Consider the following 18622-nt stretch of genomic DNA (forward strand, 5'->3'; position numbering starts at 1 on the left):
GAATAACTACAAGTAGTTAAACGTATTGGTCACTCAGTTCATTGAAATCATTGTGTTACCGAAGTAACTGCTATTACCTAAGTAATAACGTTTTGATATTCATCAACGAGTGCCCACACAGATTGATAGGTTTAAATTGTTAAAGAGCTTTGCTTTCAGTGCCTTAGCACGTAAGCAGGACGCGTATAATACGCTTTCCACTTTGAAAGTCAACATAAAACTCTAAGAAAACTTAGAACTCTATGGTGACTTGTCTAGAAACTAGACAAAGTCGAAATTAAAGCCTGGCGATGTCCTACTCTCACATGGGGAAGCCCCACACTACCATCGGCGCTATTGTGTTTCACTTCTGAGTTCGGCATGGAATCAGGTGGGTCCACAATGCTATGGTCGCCAAGCAAATTTTAAAATTCGGAAAACTGATTTAAAAGTCTATCTCTTCAAACGCATTCAAGGTCTGGTACATCTGAGTCCACAAAACCCCTTGGGTGTTGTATGGTTAAGCCTCACGGGCAATTAGTACAGGTTAGCTCAATGCCTCGCAGCACTTACACACCCTGCCTATCAACGTCGTAGTCTACGACAACCCTTTAGGACGCTTATAGCGTCAGGGAAAACTCATCTCAAGGCTCGCTTCCCGCTTAGATGCTTTCAGCGGTTATCGATTCCGAACTTAGCTACCGGGCAATGCCATTGGCATGACAACCCGAACACCAGAGGTTCGTCCACTCCGGTCCTCTCGTACTAGGAGCAGCCCCTTTCAATTTTCCAACGCCCACGGCAGATAGGGACCGAACTGTCTCACGACGTTCTAAACCCAGCTCGCGTACCACTTTAAATGGCGAACAGCCATACCCTTGGGACCGACTTCAGCCCCAGGATGTGATGAGCCGACATCGAGGTGCCAAACACCGCCGTCGATATGAACTCTTGGGCGGTATCAGCCTGTTATCCCCGGAGTACCTTTTATCCGTTGAGCGATGGCCCTTCCATTCAGAACCACCGGATCACTATGACCTGCTTTCGCACCTGCTCGAATTGTCATTCTCGCAGTCAAGCGGGCTTATGCCATTGCACTAACCACACGATGTCCAACCGTGTTTAGCCCACCTTCGTGCTCCTCCGTTACTCTTTGGGAGGAGACCGCCCCAGTCAAACTACCCACCAGGCACTGTCCGTAATCCCGATTCAGGGACCGACGTTAGAACATCAAAACTACAAGGGTGGTATTTCAAGGACGACTCCACCACATCTAGCGACGCGGTTTCAAAGTCTCCCACCTATCCTACACATGTAGGTTCAATGTTCAGTGCCAAGCTGTAGTAAAGGTTCACGGGGTCTTTCCGTCTAGCCGCGGGTACACTGCATCTTCACAGCGATTTCAATTTCACTGAGTCTCGGGTGGAGACAGCGTGGCCATCATTACGCCATTCGTGCAGGTCGGAACTTACCCGACAAGGAATTTCGCTACCTTAGGACCGTTATAGTTACGGCCGCCGTTTACCGGGGCTTCGATCAAGAGCTTCGACCGAAGTCTAACCCCATCAATTAACCTTCCGGCACCGGGCAGGCGTCACACCGTATACGTCATCTTACGATTTTGCACAGTGCTGTGTTTTTAATAAACAGTTGCAGCCACCTGGTATCTGCGACTCTCGTCTGCTCCATCCGCAAGGGACTTCACTGATAAGAGCGTACCTTCTCCCGAAGTTACGGTACCATTTTGCCTAGTTCCTTCACCCGAGTTCTCTCAAGCGCCTTGGTATTCTCTACCCGACCACCTGTGTCGGTTTGGGGTACGATTCCTTACAATCTGAAGCTTAGAGGCTTTTCCTGGAAGCATGGCATCAATGACTTCACTACCGTAGTAGCTCGACATCGTATCTCAGCGTTAATGAAAGTCCGGATTTACCTAAACTTTCCGCCTACGTACTTGAACCTGGACAACCGTCGCCAGGCCCACCTAGCCTTCTCCGTCCCCCCATCGCAATTGTAAGAAGTACGGGAATATTAACCCGTTTCCCATCGACTACGCCTTTCGGCCTCGCCTTAGGAGTCGACTTACCCTGCCCCGATTAACGTTGGACAGGAACCCTTGGTCTTCCGGCGAGGGAGTTTTTCACTCCCTTTATCGTTACTCATGTCAGCATTCGCACTTCTGATACCTCCAGCATGCCTTACAGCACACCTTCAACGGCTTACAGAACGCTCCCCTACCCCACATACCCTAAGGTACGTAGCCGCAGCTTCGGTGTATAGCTTAGCCCCGTTACATCTTCCGCGCAGGCCGACTCGACCAGTGAGCTATTACGCTTTCTTTAAATGATGGCTGCTTCTAAGCCAACATCCTGGCTGTCTGAGCCTTCCCACATCGTTTCCCACTTAGCTATACTTTGGGACCTTAGCTGGCGGTCTGGGTTGTTTCCCTCTCCACGACGGACGTTAGCACCCGCCGTGTGTCTCCCGGATAGTACTTACTGGTATTCGGAGTTTGCAAAGGGTTGGTAAGTCGGGATGACCCCCTAGCCTTAACAGTGCTCTACCCCCAGTAGTATTCGTCCGAGGCGCTACCTAAATAGCTTTCGGGGAGAACCAGCTATCTCCAGGTTTGATTGGCCTTTCACCCCTAGCCACAAGTCATCCGCTAATTTTTCAACATTAGTCGGTTCGGTCCTCCAGTTGATGTTACTCAACCTTCAACCTGCCCATGGCTAGATCACCTGGTTTCGGGTCTAATCCTAGCAACTGTACGCCCAGTTAAGACTCGGTTTCCCTACGGCTCCCCTAAACGGTTAACCTTGCTACTAAAATTAAGTCGCTGACCCATTATACAAAAGGTACGCAGTCACACCACGAAGGTGCTCCTACTGCTTGTACGTACACGGTTTCAGGTTCTATTTCACTCCCCTCACAGGGGTTCTTTTCGCCTTTCCCTCACGGTACTGGTTCACTATCGGTCAGTCAGTAGTATTTAGCCTTGGAGGATGGTCCCCCCATATTCAGACAGGATATCACGTGTCCCGCCCTACTCGATTTCACTGATTATGATGTGTCGGTTACGGGGCTATCACCCTTTATTGCGAGACTTTCCAGACTCTTCACCTGCATCATTAAAAGCTTAAGGGCTAATCCAATTTCGCTCGCCGCTACTTTCGGAATCTCGGTTGATTTCTCTTCCTCGGGGTACTTAGATGTTTCAGTTCCCCCGGTTTGCCTCCTGTTGCTATGTATTCACAACAGGATACGTGCTTGTGCACGTGGGTTTCCCCATTCAGAAATCCCAGACTCAAAAGGTTATTACTACCTAATCTGGGCTTATCGCAAGTTATTACGTCTTTCATCGCCTCTGACTGCCAAGGCATCCACCGTGTACGCTTAGTCACTTAACCATACAACCCGAAAGGGTTTCTATTTGCTTTCACTTTAAAAAGTGAAGACAAATAAGCGTATGGCAACTAACCAAGGTTTTTGGTTGTCATCAAGAAGGGTTAATTCTTGATAACTGTTTGCCGGACTCAATTTACTTTTGTTTCCACTTTTTAATAAAAAGTAAAATCAAAAAATGAACAATCATTTCTGATCATTCGAATACAAGACACTTGAATGTGTTTGTTGTGTTTATCAATAAAGATAAACATTGAGAACTTTTAAATTTGATTAACATGACTCGTAAGTCAGTTAATCAGTCAGCTTTCCAAATTGTTAAAGAGCATAAAGCAAAAAGCTTTAATCAATAACTTACGTTATTAATTAAAGCTCTGGCTTTAACTAAATCTAAACCATCAATCTGTGTGGACACTCATCGTAAGTATCTTCGTATAAGGAGGTGATCCAGCCCCAGGTTCCCCTAGGGCTACCTTGTTACGACTTCACCCCAGTCATGAACCACAAAGTGGTGAGCGTCCTCCCCGAAAGGTTAAACTACCCACTTCTTTTGCAGCCCACTCCCATGGTGTGACGGGCGGTGTGTACAAGGCCCGGGAACGTATTCACCGTGACATTCTGATTCACGATTACTAGCGATTCCGACTTCATGGAGTCGAGTTGCAGACTCCAATCCGGACTACGACGCACTTTTTGGGATTCGCTCACTATCGCTAGCTTGCTGCCCTCTGTATGCGCCATTGTAGCACGTGTGTAGCCCTACTCGTAAGGGCCATGATGACTTGACGTCGTCCCCACCTTCCTCCGGTTTATCACCGGCAGTCTCCCTGGAGTTCCCGACATTACTCGCTGGCAAACAAGGATAAGGGTTGCGCTCGTTGCGGGACTTAACCCAACATTTCACAACACGAGCTGACGACAGCCATGCAGCACCTGTCTCAGAGCTCCCGAAGGCACACCTGCGTCTCCGCTGGCTTCTCTGGATGTCAAGAGTAGGTAAGGTTCTTCGCGTTGCATCGAATTAAACCACATGCTCCACCGCTTGTGCGGGCCCCCGTCAATTCATTTGAGTTTTAATCTTGCGACCGTACTCCCCAGGCGGTCTACTTAACGCGTTAGCTCCGAAAGCCACGGCTCAAGGCCACAACCTCCAAGTAGACATCGTTTACGGCGTGGACTACCAGGGTATCTAATCCTGTTTGCTCCCCACGCTTTCGCATCTGAGTGTCAGTGTCTGTCCAGGGGGCCGCCTTCGCCACTGGTATTCCTTCAGATCTCTACGCATTTCACCGCTACACCTGAAATTCTACCCCCCTCTACAGCACTCTAGTTCACCAGTTTCAAATGCAGTTCCGAGGTTGAGCCCCGGGCTTTCACATCTGACTTAATGAACCACCTGCATGCGCTTTACGCCCAGTAATTCCGATTAACGCTCGCACCCTCCGTATTACCGCGGCTGCTGGCACGGAGTTAGCCGGTGCTTCTTCTGTTGCTAACGTCAAGATGCGCAGCTATTAACTACACACCCTTCCTCACAACTGAAAGTACTTTACAACCCGAAGGCCTTCTTCATACACGCGGCATGGCTGCATCAGGCTTTCGCCCATTGTGCAATATTCCCCACTGCTGCCTCCCGTAGGAGTCTGGACCGTGTCTCAGTTCCAGTGTGGCTGATCATCCTCTCAGACCAGCTAGGGATCGTCGCCTTGGTGAGCCATTACCTCACCAACTAGCTAATCCCACCTAGGCATATCTTGACGCGAGAGGTCCGAAGATCCCCCTCTTTGGCCCGTAGGCATTATGCGGTATTAGCCATCGTTTCCAATGGTTATCCCCCACATCAAGGCAATTTCCTAGGCATTACTCACCCGTCCGCCGCTCGACGCCCATTAAATCCTCCGAAGAATCAATAATGTCGTTTCCGCTCGACTTGCATGTGTTAGGCCTGCCGCCAGCGTTCAATCTGAGCCATGATCAAACTCTTCAATTTAAGATTTTGTGACTCAACGAATACTGACTTCAAAACTAATATTTACCGCTCTTTCGAAAAAGAACAGAAACATGTAATTCTAAAGCTATTACCATTCCAACAGAATGGTAATGAATTGACTGTGCCAAAATTAAGTAAACTTAATTTTGTATTGGTCACTCAGTTCATTGAAATCAATTTTGATTCCGAAGAATCTGTTTTATCTAACGATAAAACGTTTTGATATTCATCAACGAGTGCCCACACAGATTGATAGGTTTAAATTGTTAAAGAGCTTCACTTGTTGAGCGTTCCTTTTAAGTAAGGAGCCTCTCGAAGTGGACGGCCATTCTAGCGTTTTAATTCTCAGTGTCAAACACTTATTGGGAATTAATTTCTACTTTTTAAAAGTAGGAGCGATTAAACGCTTTAAGCTAGTTGCCTTACCAACATTCTGCGCTGAAGCCTTGTGGCGTCTACCGTGTCAGTGAGGCGGCATTATAGAGATGCAGCTCTTATTGGCAAGCATTAAATACGTTTTTTATTGAAAAAAGAGGTTAAGCGAAGACATTTCAACCAAGGGCTTATTTATACCACTTTTAACCCAAGTTTCGAACAAATTACCCACAACACCCTGTGGATAACTACTCGCCATTATCAAAAAAGTAAGATAAACGAGCCCTAGGGTTTAGATATTCTCTAACTTGTTCCGGTAACTTACTTGGATGAACTGCATTGATAATTTTTATCTCTTTAGTAAAGAGGTCAATGATCGGGGCTTGGGTTCTTGGCACGCTAGGATCATAGATCAGTACATTCGGGTAAAGCATGTGTTTGGCATTAACTGAAATCACTATTCCAATTGATTCATTTGAAAGCTGCACGACAGTGCCCGGTGGGTACACTCCCATAAACTTGACTAACAGACTCAAGTTATCCTGACTATATAGGTGTTTGCAGTTCTTATATAAATGAGAGAGTGCTAAGTAAGGGATCTTTTGCTGGGATTGCGCTTTACTGTGGCAAAGGTTATCAAATGCATTTGCTACCGCGACTATTTTTGCAAACTCATCTATACCATCTTCAGTTAAGCCTTCTGGATAACCTGAGCCGTCATTCATTTCGTGATGCTGACCAATCACTCTCTTCGCACTGTCAGGAAAACCCTCAATAGCCGCGACTATATCTACCCCATACTTAGTATGAAGTTTGAGATAATTCGCCTCTGGCACAGTCAAAGCTGCCTGCTTTCTTAGTATCGCTACGGGTATCTTTATTTTACCTATATCGTGAAACAACGCTGCAAATGAAAGGTCTTTCAACTGTTGCGTATTGTAGCCTTTTGCTTTACCAATCATTAATGCAACAACAGAGACATTTAATGTATGGAAGTAAATGTCTTCAAAGTCAGCTTTTGCATTCATGAGATGCAAGGTTACGTTATCGTCACTCACTAGCGTTTCAACAATATCATCAACAAGAGCTTTAACCTCCCCTACCGCATCTAATGGGCGATTACGGATTTTGGTCATCACAGAACGCATTCGGGCAAGCGAACGTTCGAACTCTTTCTCGCAATGACTTACCCTACGACGGTAAGAGCTTAGAGTTTCGATACGCTCATGCTTATCTTTCCACATTCTTTCCGCTTCAAGACTTACTTGTAAATCAGTATCAAGGTCTTGTTCACTCACATGGTTAGCGGGTAAAGGTGATGTATCGCTTTGGTTCGGGTTTATATAGACGTGCTTAATCCCAAGATGTCGAATTACTTGTACTTGAGCGTCATCTTTGACTTTAAAGCTGTTAAGTAGAAATGGGTGTTCATTCCATTTTACTGGGAGTCGTATATGTAGACCGGGCTGAATGCGATCTACGGTAATCTTTATGCTGCCCATTTTTATATATAATATTGATCAATAATCTCTATTTATAATTCTAATAAAACCGAGCAGCAATTTCACTATCCAATTTCACAGGTTCAACTTAAAGAATCACAGTGCACCATCCAACGTATGCCGAACTTATCTTCCACTTTGCCAAACCGAGCTCCCCAAAACGTATCCGCCAAAGGTGTCATTATTCGCCCACCTTGCTTCAGATTTTCAAAGATTTGCTCTTGAGTCGCGGTATCCTCAGTAACAAGCGAGAGTGCAAGGTTGTTACCTTCGAGCTCTTTCGCTTTAACACCATCAGACATCATCAGCTTCATACCAAACGCTTCAAACTCTGCATGCATAATCCAATCAGGTTGGGCTCCCTCTATTACTTGTGGCGCATCACTAAAAAGTTGTTTCGATAAAACTACACCGCCAAAACATTTATGATAAAAATCCAACGCTTCGTTACAACGGCCATCAAAAAACAAGTAAGGGGTTACTGTCAGCATATATCTCTCCTCTATTATTCCTTTAAACATAGACAATAGAAGAGAGAATGGTAGGTAACATCATGATTTAAGATGATTAATTTATTAAGGAATAGAATTGTGGAGGGAAACGGTGTGGTTTAGGAATGAAACAACAAGATCTGACTGATTAAAAAAGCGTTTCTTTCGTTAAAATAAAGGTCAGCTTTTCTGTTCTCCAGATACAACAAAGCCCCGACCATTTCTGATCAGGGCTTTATCTAAATATGGTACCGGTAGGCGGACTTGAACCGCCACGCCCGAAGGCAACGGATTTTGAATCCGTCGTGTATACCAATTTCACCATACCGGCATTATCTTGGGGCGTTGCCCTTTCGATGTCTGGCATTATACGTATGCGAACTGATGTGGCAAGTATAAAAACTTGAATTCATGTGTGTTTGCCGATAATTTCGCCACTAAGTCATAAGCTGTGCGTCATGTCTCTTTTCACGCCAAGCCTTAGACTATATTCTGACGCCTAAATTTTTGAAGAAGTAATAACACCATGACATCAACAAACACAATGCCACCAGCAGGAGTAATGCGCCGATTTGGTGCCTTGTTCTATGACGCCCTTATCGTAATCGCTATTGAGATGCTGGCGGCTGGCGTCATTGTCGCTCTGCTGCATGCGCTCATGGCACTTGGCGTTTTTAACCATAGCGGTTATGCCGATGTTAGTGACTTCTTGAGCAACCACCCTATTTGGAGCCCTGCATATACCTTTTACTTAGTTGTAGTTTGGGTGTACTTCTTTGTGTTCTTTTGGACAAGAGCAGGTCAAACGCTAGGAATGCGAGCTTGGAAATTGCGCATTCAAAACAAAGATGGCTCCGCTATTACGGTAACCCAAGCGCTGATTCGCTTAGGAACTTCAGGATTTGGATTAGCAAACTTATGTGTTCCATTCGATCCTCAGAAGCGTGGCTTTCACGACATCTGGGCGAAGACCGAAGTAGTAGTGCTACCACAAGCACGATAACGCGATTAAACTTGCTACAGTCAAGATCAAAAAAGGAAGGCGTTATGCCTTCCTTTTTCTATTTACAGTTTCCGCCTCAAGAGCATTATGGCTATTCCGAGGAATACCACGCTCGGGGCTAGCGCACCCAAGGCCGGTGGTATTTGATAAACCAAACTGACCGGACCAAAGAACTCACTGGATATATAGAAGGTAAAACCTGCAATAACCCCCGAAAGAATCCTAGCTCCCATAGTCACACTTCGTAATGGACCAAAGATAAACGACAATGCCATCAACATCATGACCGCTATCGAAATCGGCTGAGTTATCTTTCTCCATAAAGCGAGTTCATAGCGTGATGCATCTTGCTCCGAGGCTTTAAGGTAGGAAACATAATCGTACAACCCACTTAAAGACAGTTCTTCTGGTTTAACCGTTACGATCGCAAGCTTATCCGGAGCGAGTGATGTTTCCCAAGTATAAGTTGGTAAGCTTTCTTTGGTAATCCGAAGCTCATTTTCGAAAGACGTGATCTCTACATCGTTCATAGTCCAAACGTTGTTGCCAACGTAATCGACTTCTTTTGAGTATATAGCTGTTTTCAGAGCCTTGTTCTCATCAAAGCGCCACATATTCATACCATATAACTTCTGATCATCGATTTTGACAATGAAAATGAAGTCATTGGCATCACGTGCCCATACCCCACTTTGGGTAGAGATAATATTACCACCAGCAATCGATATAGTTCTTAAGTCACGAGCCATCTTCTGTGCTTGAGGCGCACCCCATTGACCAAGAAGAGTCACCACGATCATTAATGGAATTGCGGTTTTGAGTACCGATAGGCCAATATCTAACTTAGAGAAACCCGCCGCCTGCATCACCACCAACTCAGAACTCGCAGCAAGCATACCCAATCCAATCAATGCACCAAGTAATGCGGCCATTGGAAAGAACATCTCGATATCACGAGGAACACTTAATAGAACGAAATACAGCGCTTGTAATAGATCATAGGTACCACGACCAACCTTTCTCAGCTGCTCTACGTACTTGATGATCCCAGAGAGACCAACAAACGTCACCAATACCAGTGACGTCGTTGCGATGATGGTTCTGCCTATATATAAATCGAGAATCTTAAACACGGCTTAAGCTAACCTTTTATTCTTGAATTTTTCTTTCAAACGCCTTACTGGCACGCTATCCATAAAGTTTGCACCAATTGCGACAAATAACAATAACGCATTAATTGGCCACATGCCGACTACCGCAGGGATACTCCCTTCTTCAATCGAAGATTTGGTTGCACTGATTGCTAAGAAATAGGTTAGGTAAATAAGGATTGCTGGACCAATTTTAGCGAAACGACCCTGTCGAGGGTTCACCGCCGACAGTGGCACAACAAGCATGGTCAACAATGGAATACAAAGTACCAATGAAATTCGCCACTGTAATTCCGCTTTCGCACTGTTTTCTGGATTACCAATCAGTTCGAGTGTAGGAATCGCTTCCCAATCTCGACCTTTTTTCTCAACTTCACGCTGACCAATTAAGCCTTCGTACTCTTCAAAGTGCGTCACCATATAATCAAGACGTGTCGGAACCCCTTCATGACGAGTGCCGTCATACATAACGATGACTTGGCGACCATCGCTCAGTTCTTTGACATCACCCGACTTAGAAAACATCACACTAGGCAATACCGAATCACGTGGGCGCATTTGAGCAACGAACACATTTTCTAACTTATTACCGTCGATATCATCAATGAAAACGACAGAAGAACCATCCGGCGTACCTTCAAACTTACCTTTCGGAAGTAAATCAACGCTATTTTCTGCAGCCACTTCTTCATACATTTGCTCAACTTTGTCTTGCGACCAAGGAGATAACCAAAATGAGTTGAAAGCGGCAACTGATGCGGTTATCAAAGCCAAATAAAGCGCAGATTGGATAAGGAATTTATTACCAATACCCGTAGCGTTCATTACGACTATTTCACTTTCAGCGTAAAGACGGCCAAAAGTAAGCAAAATACCAATATAGATACTGAGTGGAAGCATCAATAAACCCATCGCTGGCATATTTAGACCAACAATCGACAATATGAGGCTCGCAGGAATATCACCATCAGAGGCGTCCGCTAAAACACTGATGAATTTTTGGCTGAGAAACACGAGAAAGAGAACAAAAAAGATCGCAAATTGGCTCTTGATTGTCTCGCGGATCAAATATCTAACAATAATCACGCTCAAATTACCTATACAAAACTTGTTTTTTTGATTGAATCACTATAATTTCCCGTTGAACCTTTTATTTTTTTAAATTTTTAGCTAAGTGTTAGCGTTCTTCTTTAAGGTTAGTTCCATTATAGGATCCAACAAGTAAGAACCCATTATCTAACATTTAGTTCGATTTGTCTTCAGGATGTAGGAGTACGCATGGAGTTCAGTGTAAAAAGTGGCAGCCCAGAGAAACAGCGCAGCGCATGTATCGTTGTCGGTGTATTCGAACCGCGCCGCCTTTCTCCAGTAGCCGAGCAATTAGATAAGATTAGCGATGGCTATATTAGTTCACTGCTTCGTCGCGGTGATCTAGAGGGTAAACCTGGCCAGATGCTGCTACTGCATCAAGTACCTGGTGTACTTTCAGAACGTGTTCTACTGGTAGGCTGTGGTAAAGAACGTGAGCTAGGCGAGCGTCAATACAAAGAAATTATCCAAAAAACCATCAGCACACTAAACGAAACAGGTTCTATGGAAGCAGTATGTTTCCTTACAGAACTTCACGTTAAAGGTCGCGACACTTACTGGAAAGTTCGTCAAGCGGTAGAAGCGACTAAAGATGGTCTTTACACATTCGACCAATTTAAGAGCAACAAACCAGAGACTCGTCGTCCATTGCGTAAATTGGTATTCAACGTACCAACTCGTCGCGAGCTAAGCCTTGGCGAAAAAGCGATCTCTCATGGTCTTGCTATTGCTTCAGGTGTGAAAGCATCTAAAGATCTTGGCAACATGCCACCGAACATCGCAAACCCGGCTTACCTAGCTTCTCAAGCTCGTCGTTTAGCTGACGATTATGAGACAGTAAAGACTAAGATCATCGGTGAAGAAGAGATGGAAAAGCTGGGTATGACTTCATACTTAGCTGTAGGCCGTGGCTCTAAGAACGAATCTATGATGTCTATCATGGAATACAAAGGTGCTGCTGACCCAAATGCAAAACCTATCGTTCTAGTCGGTAAAGGTCTTACTTTCGATTCAGGCGGTATCTCGCTTAAGCCTGGTGAAGGCATGGATGAGATGAAGTACGACATGTGTGGTGCTGCATCTGTATTCGGCACAATGAAAGCACTGGCGAAACTTAACTTGCCAATCAACGTTGTAGGTATCCTTGCAGGCTGTGAAAACATGCCAGGTAGCAATGCTTACCGCCCAGGTGACATTCTAACAACCATGTCAGGCCAAACCGTTGAAGTATTAAATACTGATGCAGAAGGTCGCTTGGTTCTATGTGATGCCCTAACTTACGTTGAGCGCTTTGAACCAGATTGTGTTGTCGATGTTGCTACGCTAACTGGTGCATGTGTTATCGCTCTAGGTCACCACATCAGTGGCGTTCTATCTAACCACAACCCACTGTCTCATGAACTTGTTAATGCTTCAGAGCAAGCAAGTGATCGCGCATGGCGTCTACCTATGGCAGACGAGTACCATGAGCAGCTGAACAGTCCGTTTGCTGATATGGCAAACATCGGTGGCCGCCCTGGCGGTACTATCACCGCAGGTTGCTTCCTGTCTAAATTCACTAAGAAGTACCACTGGGCTCACATTGACAGTGCAGGTACTGCGTGGAAGTCAGGTGCAGCGAAAGGCTCGACAGGTCGTCCTGTCTCAATGCTAGTCCAATTCTTATTGAACCGCAGCGGCCAAGAGACTGAAGAGCAATCTTCAAAATAATGAAAAGGGCCTACGGGCCCTTTTTTAATAAGCGCTATTTGTTAGACCCTGTTAACCAAGTAATATTGATATCCACGATTTTCAGTTCAAGTTTCGAGTGTTAAGTATGCAGACTGCCACGTTTTACATTGTGCCTTCAGACAGCCCGCAAGCCAGCGAAGATGGTTTTGCTCACTATGTGCTGTTTCTTGCTCAGCACTTTGCTAAACAAGGCGCTAAACTTTATCTCAACTGCAATGACAAAGAACATGCCGAACGTATCGCTGAGGTTTTCTGGCAGGTCGAACCCAATGAATTTATTGCACATAACTTAGTTGGCGAAGGCCCAAAGTATTCAACCAACATCGAAATTGGCTATCAAGGCGTAAAACATAATTGGAATCGCCAACTGGTAATAAATCTGGCCGATAATAATACAACCTTTGCGAACGCCTTTGCTCAGGTGATAGACTTCGTTCCTTGCGAAGAAAAAGCTAAGCAACTCGCTCGAGAAAGGTATAAAATTTACCGTCAGGCTGGATATCAGCTACAAACTATCGAGATTCAACATCCATAGTCAAACCTCATAGTTAAAGCTATCTTTGGATTTAGATTCAAGAAGCTTCACTTATGAAGTTTGACCACGATTAACCATTCACAGTATCCGTTATAAGAGCACTATGGAAAAGACATACAACCCAACATCAATCGAACAAGCTCTGTATAAGACTTGGGAAGAGAAAGGCTACTTTAAGCCACACGGTGACACATCAAAAGAAGCTTACAGCATCATGATCCCGCCACCGAACGTCACTGGCAGCCTACACATGGGTCACGCGTTCCAAGATACGATCATGGATACGCTTATCCGTGCTCAACGTATGAAAGGCAAAAATACTCTTTGGCAAGTGGGTACTGACCACGCTGGTATCGCCACTCAAATGGTTGTTGAGCGTAAGATCGCTGCTGAAGAAGGCAAAACAAAACACGACTACGGCCGTGAAGCTTTCATCGACAAGATCTGGGAATGGAAAGGCGAATCAGGTGGCACGATCACTCAACAACTTCGTCGTCTTGGTGCTTCTGTAGATTGGGATCGTGAGCGATTCACTATGGATGACGGCCTATCGGCTGCGACTCAAGAAGTGTTTGTTCGTCTATACGAAGAAGACCTAATCTACCGTGGTAAGCGTCTAGTAAACTGGGATCCTAAACTGCACACTGCTATTTCTGATCTTGAAGTTGAAAACAAAGACAAAAAAGGTTTCATGTGGCACTTCCGCTACCCACTAGCGAACGGTGTTAAAACGGCTGATGGCAAAGACTACATCGTCGTTGCTACTACACGTCCAGAAACCATGCTTGGCGATACAGGCGTTGCGGTTAACCCTGAAGATCCTCGCTACAAAGATCTTATCGGTAAAGAAATCCTGCTTCCTATCGTTAATCGTCTTATCCCTATCGTAGGTGATGAGCACGCTGACATGGATAAAGGCACGGGTTGTGTAAAAATCACGCCAGCTCATGACTTTAACGATTACGAAGTGGGCAAGCGCCATAGCCTACCAATGATCAACATCCTAACGTTCAACGGTGATATCCGTGATGCGGCTGAAATTTTCACAACTAACGGTGAAGAGAGCGATGTGTATTCAACAGAGCTTCCTGCTAAATACCAAGGCATGGAACGTTTTGCTGCTCGTCGTGCAACGGTTGCTGAATTTGAAGAGCTAGGCCTACTTGAAGAAATCAAAGATCACGATCTAACCGTTCCTTACGGTGACCGTGGTGGTGTGGTTATCGAACCAATGCTGACAGACCAATGGTACGTGCGTACAGCACCTCTTGCTGCGCCTGCTGTTAAAGCCGTTGAAGATGGTGAGATCCAATTCGTACCTAAGCAATATGAAAACATGTACTTCGCGTGGATGCGTGACGTGCAAGACTGGTGTATCTCTCGTCAACTTTGGTGGGGCCACCGTATCCCAGCATGGTACGACAACGATGGTAAAGTTTACGTAGGTCGCACTGAAGAAGAAGTTCGTGAAAAGAACAACCTTTCACCGGTAATTGTTCTTAAGCAAGACAACGACGTTCTTGATACTTGGTTCTCTTCTGCACTTTGGACGTTCGGCACACAAGGCTGGCCTGAAGATACTGAAGCAATGAAAACATTCCACCCATCAGAAGTACTAGTATCTGGTTTTGATATTATCTTCTTCTGGGTTGCTCGTATGATCATGATGACCATGCACTTCGTGAAAGATGAAGATGGCAAGGCTCAAGTACCTTTCAAAACCGTTTACATGACGGGTCTTATCCGTGATGAAAACGGCGACAAGATGTCTAAGTCGAAAGGTAACGTACTTGATCCAATCGATATGATTGACGGCATCGGCCTTGAAGAGCTAGTAGAGAAGCGTTGTGGCAACATGATGCAACCTAAACTGGCTGCTAAGATCGAAAAAGCAACACGTAAAACTTTCGAAGATGGTATCGAACCATACGGTACAGATGCACTGCGTTTCACTCTTGCTGCTATGGCTTCAACTGGCCGTGACATCAACTGGGACATGAAGCGTCTTGAAGGTTACCGTAACTTCTGTAACAAGCTATGGAACGCAAGCCGTTACGTACTGATGAATACAGAAGAGCACGATTGTGGCATGTCACTGTCTGCTGAAGACCGTGCAAACATGGAATTCTCTCTAGCTGATAAGTGGATTGAATCTCAGTTTGAAGTTGCAGCGAAAGAGTTTAACGCTCACCTAGACAACTACCGTCTAGACATGGCGGCAAACACGCTTTACGAATTCATCTGGAACCAATTCTGTGACTGGTACCTAGAGCTAACAAAACCTGTTCTTTGGAAGGGTACTGAAGCTCAACAACAAGCAACTCGTTACACGTTGATCACGGTTCTAGAGAAGACTCTACGTCTTGCCCACCCTGTTCTTCCTTACATCACTGAATCTATCTGGCAGAGCGTTAAGCCGCTAGTAGACGGCGTTGAAGGTGAGACAATCATGACTCAAGCACTTCCTCAGTTTAATGAAGCTAACTTCAATGCTGAGATCGTTGACGACATCGAATGGGTTAAAACTTTCATCACAGCTATCCGTAACCTACGTGCGGAATACGACATTGCACCAAGCCAAGGCTTAGAAGTAATGATCAAAGTCGCTGATGAGAAAGATGCAGCTCGTATCGAAGCAAACAAGATCGTTCTTACTTCTCTAGCTAAGCTAGACGATATTAAAGTTCTAGCAGACGGCGAAGCGACTCCAGCTTGTGCAACCAAACTGGTTGGCAAATCTGAGCTGATGATCCCAATGGCGGGTCTTATCGACAAAGATGCTGAACTTGCTCGTCTAGATAAAGAAGTAGCGAAGACTCACGGTGAGATTAAGCGTATCGAAGGTAAGCTAGGTAACGAAGGTTTTGTTGATAAAGCACCTGAAGCGGTTATCGCGAAAGAACGTGAAAAGCTTGAAGGCTACAAAGAAACTCTTGTTAAGCTTGAAGAGCAAAAAGCGACCATTGCTGCTTTATAATCGATGCGATAGTTTTTAAGTAAGAAAAAGGGCAGATAATAATCTGCCCTTTTTATTGTCTAAAATTCGGTGGTAATTGTTTGATTAATATAAATTACAACTAGATAACAATGACTTAAGCATTAACACTAGCCTTCACCAGTAAACAACTAATGTACGTCCCTCAATGATTCAATCCGTTCACCCAATTCAGGATGAGAACTGAGCCATGTGGGTAGTTCAGCATGTCCATCAGAACCTTTTCCTAACAATTCAAACATCTCAATCATAGCTTGATTAGAACCATGCAGCTCGATCATCGAATAGGAAGCAAATGAATCAGCTTCTCGCTCTGCATCTTGTGATTGACCATTATTTGCAACAAACACACCAAGACCAGTAAGGTTATCAATGATCCCAGAGCTTTCACCAGTCAAAGCCGCCACAGTTACTGATAACAAACTTGATCGAACCAATACCTTCATTACATGCTGGTGCTGAACATGTCCTAATTCATGTAACAAGATACTGTCTAGTTGCTCTTCCGTTGTAGTCAATCTAACGAGATCATCTAATACGATGATTGTCCCAGCACTCAGCGCAAAAGCATTGGCGCCAAGCTCTGAAGAACGAAAAACCAACTGTACATCGCCTTCAATACTCATTTTTTGCAGCTGCCTTTCAAAGCGCTGTCGAATGTGGCGCTGTCGTTCTTCCGACAGAGTGGAGCTCTCAAAGAACTGTTCATCTAAAGACTCTAAAACCTGATTTTCAACCAGCCTAGGCACCGAATCAGGTAGATAAGTGACTATTTGATGAGTTAACCACGGGATCCCATGAGTGAACATAGAAATAGTAAGTAACACGAGAACAACACTACTAACTAAGATAGCCGTGATGTTCTTCTCTAATTTACCTAAGAAATCATGTTTACCTCTGTCTCTCAAATAGGCGTCCAGCTCATCACTTTCCTCCGAGATAAATTGCCATCCATCTGGGAATTTGAGCTTTGTTGGAGCGGATCCAACGCCTCGCATAATTTCAACACGTTCAAAATATGCAGAAACAATAGAGCCATCCACACTCAGGAGTAGTTTATCAGGGTGAGAGATATCTAAAATGGCCTCGCAGCGTTCAGAACTACGAGGCGGGTGTGCAACACCAGAGATCATTTAGCCAATACCAAGATCAACATTAAACGCTTGAGCTATTTCATCAGAAATAGCCGATTCCACATCAGACGGTTGGTCGTTTGCTACTAGTAAATCTAAGTTACCTTGAACATACGTATTCTCCGACAAGTAGTTCATCGTTCTTACCATCACCCATGGTCTAGCTAACCCGAGGGTAATCACTTGAAGTAAGAAGTTAGTTAATACTAAAAACATGTAGCTTTTTATCGTTAATGTCGAAGCAAAACTTAACGTTGAATCGGCCTCATTTTCTTTTCCTTCAAGCACTAATTCAGAAAAGGTGTAATTTCTAATTTTTACTTGAATGTAAGCAGCAATCGCAATACTCATAACAATGAAAGCAAAGTAATAAGCAACCATCATTGAAGTCAAACTTCCGTTGTTAGCGATTTCGGATAACGACTCAGGGTTGCTGATCATGTTGAAGCCAACGGCACTGAAGAGAGCCAAGACGGCAACAATAGAGACAACCAGCCATGCAATCATACTGGTTAAGTATACTTTGAAATAAAAGCCATCTTGGTAATCAGCTTTAAACTGACGATCGCCATAGCGATAGCCATTAGAAAAATAATTGGCGATACCGGCAAGTAGCCAGGATTGTAAATAAACATAAGAAGGTATGGATATTAAAATGGCGATGCCACCAGCAATCATGTTCATTTGCATCGTAAATATTATTGCCATGATTGCCGTAAATACGCCGACACCCACAACAAGACCACGCCCAAGAATTGCCCAGTAGGCTCCGGAAACAGTACCATGGAAAGAGAAGTGAACATTTCGAAAGCTTGTCATTGCAGAATCAAAACGAGCATTACTGCGAGATAACAATGGTAACAATGCAAAAAATACCAGTAATAAAACCAATGCAACCTGAGGAGCAAATTGATTACTGATTCCCCAAGCGACTACACAAATCAACGCAATGATTCGCCCTTTCAATATTTGCATGGGCTTACCATGATATTCAAAGCTATCACTACCAATAAATGTATTCCCATAAAAGTAACGTTTATTTCGAACTTTCGCCCAAGCCGAATAAATACCGAGCGTGATCACTGATAGTAGAATGTTAACAATCCATATTCCAAAATACTCTTTCCCTTTTCCACTAAAGAGAACCTTAGTTTCCAACTCTTTGTTTTCCATTTTAACTCCATCTGACGTTCATCATTAAACCATGCGCATCTTGGTGCGCATTGAGAGATTGCACGCTATA

Annotated in this window: 10 protein-coding genes, 1 tRNA gene and 3 rRNA genes; 4 read left to right on the forward strand and 10 right to left on the reverse strand. The window is 44.5% G+C overall.

The annotated features are described in order from the left end of the window. Nucleotides 1-282: 282 nt before the first annotated feature. The 6 genes from rrf to M4S28_RS15580 all read right to left on the reverse strand — a co-directional run bounded on the left by rrf (nucleotide 283) and on the right by M4S28_RS15580 (nucleotide 8073). A 5S ribosomal RNA gene (rrf, locus tag M4S28_RS15555) occupies nucleotides 283-398 on the reverse strand. Nucleotides 399-495: 97 nt separating this feature from the next. Further along, a 23S ribosomal RNA gene (locus tag M4S28_RS15560) occupies nucleotides 496-3389 on the reverse strand. 430 nt (nucleotides 3390-3819) lie between these two features. After that, a 16S ribosomal RNA gene (locus M4S28_RS15565) occupies nucleotides 3820-5374 on the reverse strand. Together the 16S, 23S and 5S rRNA genes form the textbook arrangement of a ribosomal RNA operon. Before the next feature lie 623 nt (nucleotides 5375-5997). Continuing rightward, nucleotides 5998-7251 (reverse strand): cyclic di-GMP phosphodiesterase, encoded by a 1254-nt coding sequence (locus M4S28_RS15570; protein WP_249632071.1) that lies wholly within the window; start codon nucleotides 7249-7251, stop codon nucleotides 5998-6000. Nucleotides 7252-7334: 83 nt separating this feature from the next. Continuing rightward, a complete protein-coding gene (locus M4S28_RS15575) occupies nucleotides 7335-7742 on the reverse strand; it encodes a VOC family protein (RefSeq protein WP_004735357.1) in 408 nt (135 codons plus the stop codon). 246 nt (nucleotides 7743-7988) lie between these two features. Continuing rightward, a tRNA-Leu gene (locus tag M4S28_RS15580) sits at nucleotides 7989-8073 on the reverse strand. A 195-nt stretch (nucleotides 8074-8268) separates the two neighbouring features. On the opposite strand from M4S28_RS15580, the gene M4S28_RS15585 reads away from it, so the two are divergent. Then, nucleotides 8269-8745 carry an RDD family protein gene (locus tag M4S28_RS15585; RefSeq protein WP_017083738.1) on the forward strand — a complete coding sequence of 159 codons (477 nt, stop codon included), beginning with the start codon at nucleotides 8269-8271 and terminating at the stop codon, nucleotides 8743-8745. Nucleotides 8746-8807: 62 nt separating this feature from the next. Here the strand turns inward: M4S28_RS15585 and lptG are convergent, their stop codons facing one another. Further along, nucleotides 8808-9878, reverse strand: coding sequence for an LPS export ABC transporter permease LptG (gene lptG / locus M4S28_RS15590; protein WP_249632072.1), 1071 nt, complete (start codon nucleotides 9876-9878; stop codon nucleotides 8808-8810). A gap of 3 nt (nucleotides 9879-9881) precedes the next feature. Beyond that, a complete protein-coding gene (lptF, locus tag M4S28_RS15595; protein ID WP_004735336.1) occupies nucleotides 9882-10982 on the reverse strand; it encodes an LPS export ABC transporter permease LptF in 1101 nt (366 codons plus the stop codon). A gap of 192 nt (nucleotides 10983-11174) precedes the next feature. Here lptF and pepA point away from each other — a divergent pair, with 192 nt between their 5' ends. From pepA to M4S28_RS15610, 3 genes are all read left to right on the forward strand, one after another. Then, nucleotides 11175-12695, forward strand: a complete 1521-nt coding sequence (gene pepA / locus M4S28_RS15600; protein ID WP_004735335.1) for a leucyl aminopeptidase — start codon at nucleotides 11175-11177, stop codon at nucleotides 12693-12695. Nucleotides 12696-12801: 106 nt separating this feature from the next. Continuing rightward, entirely contained in the window at nucleotides 12802-13251 is a 450-nt protein-coding gene (locus M4S28_RS15605) for a DNA polymerase III subunit chi (protein ID WP_017089968.1), read from the forward strand. 103 nt (nucleotides 13252-13354) lie between these two features. Next, on the forward strand, nucleotides 13355-16228 hold the full coding sequence (locus tag M4S28_RS15610) for a valine--tRNA ligase (protein WP_249632073.1): 2874 nt from the start codon (nucleotides 13355-13357) through the stop codon (nucleotides 16226-16228). 149 nt (nucleotides 16229-16377) lie between these two features. On the opposite strand, the gene M4S28_RS15615 is transcribed toward M4S28_RS15610, so the two are convergent. Together M4S28_RS15615 and M4S28_RS15620 are read right to left on the reverse strand one after the other, a co-directional pair. Beyond that, complete coding sequence (locus M4S28_RS15615) at nucleotides 16378-17379, reverse strand: M48 family metallopeptidase (protein ID WP_249632074.1); 1002 nt, start codon at nucleotides 17377-17379, stop codon at nucleotides 16378-16380. Then, a complete protein-coding gene (locus M4S28_RS15620) occupies nucleotides 17380-18552 on the reverse strand; it encodes a YjgN family protein (protein ID WP_004735328.1) in 1173 nt (390 codons plus the stop codon). Nucleotides 18553-18622: the final 70 nt, after the last annotated feature.

It is taken from the genome of Vibrio sp. J383 (genome assembly GCF_023503985.1).
Taxonomy (GTDB): domain Bacteria; phylum Pseudomonadota; class Gammaproteobacteria; order Enterobacterales; family Vibrionaceae; genus Vibrio; species Vibrio splendidus.